Annotated in this window: 3 protein-coding genes and 1 pseudogene; 1 reads left to right on the forward strand and 3 read right to left on the reverse strand. The window is 72.3% G+C overall.

Annotated features, from left to right (window positions below; translation table 11 throughout):
* Positions 1-1,211 (forward strand): annotated as a pseudogene (locus JNW89_RS28990) (NADP-dependent isocitrate dehydrogenase); the annotation flags it as partial.
* A gap of 391 nt (positions 1,212-1,602) precedes the next feature.
* Here JNW89_RS28990 and galT read toward each other — a convergent pair.
* From galT to cysC, 3 genes are all read right to left on the reverse strand, one after another.
* A complete protein-coding gene (gene galT, locus JNW89_RS28995; protein ID WP_238451513.1) occupies positions 1,603-2,679 on the reverse strand; it encodes a galactose-1-phosphate uridylyltransferase in 1,077 nt (358 codons plus the stop codon).
* Positions 2,676-3,482, reverse strand: coding sequence for a DeoR/GlpR family DNA-binding transcription regulator (locus tag JNW89_RS29000; protein WP_238451514.1), 807 nt, complete (start codon positions 3,480-3,482; stop codon positions 2,676-2,678). The genes galT and JNW89_RS29000 overlap by 4 nt, the downstream gene beginning before the upstream one ends.
* Positions 3,483-3,591: 109 nt before the next feature.
* The coding region (gene cysC / locus JNW89_RS29005) for an adenylyl-sulfate kinase (RefSeq protein WP_238451515.1) at positions 3,592-4,361 on the reverse strand (770 nt) is incomplete at its 5' end.

Raw genomic sequence — 4,361 nt, forward strand, 5'->3', positions numbered from 1 at the left:
GCGAAGATCAAGGTAAACAACCCGGTCGTGGAGATCGACGGCGACGAGATGACCCGGATCATCTGGAAGCAGATCCGTGAGCAGCTGATCCTGCCCTACCTCGACGTCGACCTGCACTACTACGACCTCTCGATCCAGCACCGCGACGAGACGAACGACCAGGTCACCGTCGACGCCGCCAACGCCATCAAGGAGCACGGCGTCGGCGTCAAGTGCGCGACCATCACCCCGGACGAGGCCCGGGTGGAGGAGTTCGGCCTGAAGAAGATGTGGCGGTCGCCGAACGGCACCATCCGCAACATCCTCGGCGGCGTCGTCTTCCGCGAGCCGATCATCATGTCCAACGTGCCGCGGCTCGTCCCCGGCTGGACCAAGCCGATCATCATCGGCCGGCACGCCCACGGTGACCAGTACAAGGCCACCGACTTCGTCGTCCCCGGCCCGGGCACGGTGACCATCACCTACACCCCGGCCGACGGCGGCGCCCCGATGGAGATGGAGGTCGCCAACTTCCCCGGCGCGGCATCGCCATGGGCATGTACAACTTCGACGAGTCGATCCGGGACTTCGCCCGGGCCTCGTTCCGGTACGGCCTGGACCGCAACTACCCGGTCTACCTGTCCACCAAGAACACCATCCTCAAGGCGTACGACGGCCGGTTCAAGGACATCTTCGCCGAGGTGTTCGAGAACGAGTTCAAGGCCGAGTTCGACGCCGCCGGCATCACCTACGAGCACCGGCTGATCGACGACATGGTCGCCGCCGCGCTCAAGTGGGAGGGCGGCTACGTCTGGGCCTGCAAGAACTACGACGGTGACGTGCAGTCCGACACCGTCGCGCAGGGCTTCGGCTCGCTCGGCCTGATGACCTCGGTCCTGCTCTCCCCGGACGGCCGCACCGTCGAGGCCGAGGCCGCGCACGGCACGGTCACCCGGCACTACCGGCAGTGGCAGAAGGGCGAGAAGACCTCGACCAACCCGATCGCGTCGATCTACGCCTGGACCCGGGGCCTGGCCCACCGGGGCAAGCTGGACGGCACCCCGGCGGTCACCGAGTTCGCCAACACCTTGGAGCAGGTCATCGTGGACACCGTCGAGGGCGGCCAGATGACGAAGGACCTCGCGCTGCTCATCTCGCGGGACGCCCCGTGGCTGACCACCGACGAGTTCATGAACGCGCTCGACGAGAACCTGGCGCGCAAGCTCGCCTGATCCTCGTACCGCGCCACCGACCGAGCCCGCCGGCATCCGCCGGCGGGCTCCGTCGTACCCGGGGCCCGGCTGCCGCGCGGTTTGCGGGGGGTCGCGGTGTTGGAGCGCGCGAGCGGATCACGCGACACGCGGCGAACGGTGGCGATCAATCCGTGGGCGTAGCCCCGGCGTCACCGGGGTGGGCGTGGGTCGTTGAATTGGGTGGACGTGATGCCAGTCTCGTCCAGGAAGGTTGACCGCGGTCGCCTCGCGGCACGAGTGCCGATCAGCCAACCTTCCCGGCTGTCGCGCACAGCCAGCCGTCCCTTCCCTGCGGGGGGCCCTGTCCCGGGCCCCCCGCGCCCTGTTCCCCCGGGCGCTGCCGCACTCGCCGCCCGGACGCGGGCCGGGGTCAGGCGGCGCGGAGCAGTTCCGCGGCCCGCTCGGGCGCGATGTCGTTGATGAAGACGCCCATGCCGGACTCCGAGCCGGCCAGGTACTTCAGCTTGTCCTTGGCCCGCCGGATGCTGAACAGCTGAAGGTGCAGGTGACCCAGCTCCCGGTCGATCCGCACCGGCGCCTGGTGCCAGGCCGCGATGTACGGCATCGGCAGGTCGAAGAGCCCGTCGAAGCGACGCAGCACGTCCAGGTAGAGCGGGCCGAACGCGTCCCGCTCGGCGTCGGTCAACGCCGGGATGTCGGGCACCGGCCGGTGCGGCGCCACGTGCACCTCGAACGGCCAGCGGGCGGCCGCCGGGACGTACGCGGTCCAGTGCTCGTTGCTGGTGACCACCCGGTCGCCGGCGGCCCGCTCGGCGGCGAGCACGTCGGCGTAGAGGTTGCCGCCGCCGGTGCGCTCGGCGTGCCGGCGGGCGGCGGCCAGCAGCGACCGGGTCCGCGGCGTCACGAACGGGTACGCGTAGATCTGCCCGTGCGGGTGGTGCAGGGTGACCCCGATCTCCACGCCCCGGTTCTCGAAGCAGAACACCTGCTCGACGCCGGGCAGCTCGGCGAGCGCCACGGTCCGGTCGGCGAGCGCGTCCAGCACGGTGCGCACCCGGCGCGGCGGCAGGCTGGCGAACGAGGCGTTGTGGTCGTCGGTGAAGCAGACCACCTCGCAGCGGCCCCGGCCCGGGCGTACCGGGGTGAACGGGGTGATCTCGGCCGGCTCGTCGGCCACCCGCTGGCTCAGCGAGGGGAACCGGTTCTCGAACACGGCCACGTCGTAGTCGGGGGCCGGGATCTCGCTGAGCCGGTCACCTCGGGTGGGGCAGAGCGGGCACTGGTCGGCCGGGGGGAGGAAGGTGCGGGTCTGCCGGTGCACCGCCACCGCCACCCACTCGTCGGTCAGCGGGTCGTACCGCAGCTGGGAGGCGGGCGGGGGAGGGGGCAGCTCGCGCCGGTCCGGCTGGTCGCGGACCGCGTCGTCCCGTTCGTCGAAGTAGATCAGCTCGCGGCCGTCCGCCAGTTCGATCGCCGTACGCTTCACCGCGCCGTCCCCTCCGTCGTCGCCCGGCCCGTGCTCGCCACGACCACCAGCTCTCCCACCTTCTCGTCCAGTACCCGGCGCGCCTCCGGAGCCAGCCGGTTGTCGGTGACCAGCACGTCGGCGGCGCCGAGGCCGACGATCGAGGAGATGCCCACGGTGCCCCACTTGGTGTGGTCGGCCAGCACCACCAACCGGTCGGCGGCGGCCACCAGGGCCCGGTCGGTCTCCGCCTCCATCAGGTTCGGGGTGGTGAAGCCGGCCCGCTCGGTGATCCCGTGCACGCCGAGGAAGAGCAGGTCCAGGTGGAGCGAGCGGATCGCCTCCACGGCCAGCGGGCCGACCAGCGCGTCGGACGGGGTGCGCACCCCACCGGTGAGCACCACGGTCTGGTCGGTGCGGCCCTGCGCGTGCAGGATCTCGGCGACCGGCAGCGAGTTCGTCACCACGGTCAGCCCGGGCACGTCGACCAGGCGGCGGGCCAGCTCGGCGGTGGTGGTGCCGGCCGACAGCGCGACCGCCGCGCCGGGGCGGACCAGCTCGGCGGCCCGGCCGGCGATGGCGGCCTTCTCCGCGAGCTGCCGCACCGACTTGGCGTGGAAACCCGGCTCGTCGGTGGAGCTGGGGCCGGGGACGGTGGCGCCGCCGTGCACCTTGGCCAGCAGGCCCTGCTCGTGCAACGTCTCCAGGTCACGCCGGATGGTCATGTCGGAGACGCCGAACTCGGCCGCCAGCTCGGTGACCCGGACGCCACCGGCGGTGCGGACCCGGTCGAGGATGGCCGCCTGCCGCTGCCGCGCCAGCATCCGTCCGTACCTCCGGCTCCCGCGCACTCTCACACGCGCTCAAACGTGTTCCAACAAAGATGAACACTAGCGCGCAGGGGGCAGCGACGAAAGGTGACCCTGGCGGGAATCAGGCGGACTGGAGGCGGGGCTCCACCCAGCCGGTCTCGGTGAGGTGGTTCATCACCGACAGCACCGCCTCGTCGACGGTCAGATCGGTGGTGTCGACCACGATCTCGGCGTCGGTCGGCTCCTCGTACGGGTCGTCGACGCCGGTCATCCCGGTGAGCAGGCCGGCCCGGGCCCGCGCGTACAGGCCCTTGCGGTCCCGCCGCTCGCAGACGTCCAACGGGGTGGCCACGTGGACCAGCACGAAACCGGCCCCCGCCGCCAGCGCCATCTCCCGGGCGGTCGCCCGCGCCTGGGCGTACGGGGCGATCGGGCAGCAGATGCCCACCCCCCGGTGCCGGGCGACCTCGGCGGCCACCCAGCCGATCCGGCGGACGTTGGCGTCCCGGTCCGCCCGGCTGAAGCCGAGCCCCGCCGACAGTTCCCGGCGCACCACGTCGCCGTCGAGCAGGGTCACCGTGCGGTCGCCCTGCTCCCGCAGCACGTCCGCCAGCCCGCGGGCGATGGTCGACTTGCCGGAGCCGGACAGGCCGGTCAGGAACACCACCAGGCCCCGGTGCCGCCGCGGCGGGCGGGCCCGGCTCAGCTCCTTGGCCACCGCCGGCGGGGTGTGCCACTCGGGCAGCGGGAAGCCCCGGTCGAGCAGGTCGTCGATCTCCTCCTGGCGCAGCGCCAGCCGCCGGTTGCGCGGCGGGATGTCCTCCCGCCAGCGCCACTGCCCGTCCCGGTTGTCGTAGGCCAGCTCGCGGGGGACCAGCACCCGCAGGCCGG

The organism is Micromonospora sp. 4G55 (genome assembly GCF_016803375.1).

Excerpts from the sequence above, each read along its gene's own strand:
- JNW89_RS29000 (WP_238451514.1), bottom strand. The coding sequence starts at position 3,482 with ATGCTGGCGCGGCAGCGGCAGGCGGCCATCCTCGACCGGGTCCGCACC.